This window comes from Streptomyces sp. PU-14G (assembly GCF_041028275.1).
In the GTDB taxonomy this organism is placed as follows: Bacteria; Actinomycetota; Actinomycetes; order Streptomycetales; family Streptomycetaceae; genus Streptomyces.
This window is the reverse complement of the sequence record NZ_JASKYT010000750.1, coordinates 1-796: the sequence shown is the minus strand read 5'-3', so window position 1 is coordinate 796 and position 796 is coordinate 1. Positions and strand designations below refer to the sequence as shown.

Annotated in this window: 1 pseudogene; it reads left to right on the top strand. The window is 76.0% G+C overall.

Features of this window, described 5'->3' with window-relative positions:
• Window positions 1-796 (top strand): annotated as a pseudogene (locus AB8Z75_RS35140) (hypothetical protein); the annotation flags it as partial.

Here is a 796-nt window from a genome sequence, read left to right as displayed (position 1 = left end):
GGCGTGGGGGCGGTCGTCACCCTCGGTGCGCTCGTCCTGTTGGCGGCGGGCGGTGCCGTGCTGGTGAGCAGGCGGGGCCGCAAGCGGCGGGAGCGGCAGGAGCGGGCCGGTCTGGAGGCGCTGCGTCCGGTCGTGGACGAGGACATCACGGCGTTCGGCGAGGAACTGGGCCGCATCGGGTTCGACCCGACGGGCCCGGACGCGAGTGCGGAGGCGCGGGAGGACTACACCGCGGCTCTGGACGCGTACGAGGAGGCCAAATCCTCCATGGCCGGGGCGCGCCGCGCCGGTGACGTGCGGGGGGTGAGTGAGGCGCTGGAGCGAGGCCGGTTCGCGCTCGCCACGCTGGACGCGCGGCTCAAGGGCGAGGCGCTGCCCGAGCGCAGGCCGCCGTGCTTCTTCGACCCCCGGCACGGGCCCTCGGTCGAGGACGTGGCGTGGACGCCGCCGGACGGAGGCGCCGAACGTACGGTCCCGGTCTGCGCCGCGGACGCCACCCGGCTGGCGGACGGGCTGGAGCCGTCGGCCCGCCAGGTCGGTACGCCGGGCGGCCCGCGCCCGTACTGGGACGCGGGACCGGTGTACGCGCCCTGGGCGGCCGGATACTTCGGCGGCGGTCTGCTCCCGGGGATGCTCATGGGCACCCTGCTGGGCAGCAGTCTCTTCGGGCCGTACGGCTACGGCGCCGACGGGTACGGAGGGTACGGCGACGGTGGCGACTTCACCGGAGGCGACGTCTCCGGCGGCGACTTCGACTCGCGCGACTTCGGCGGCGGCTTCGGGGACGGTGGGGGTG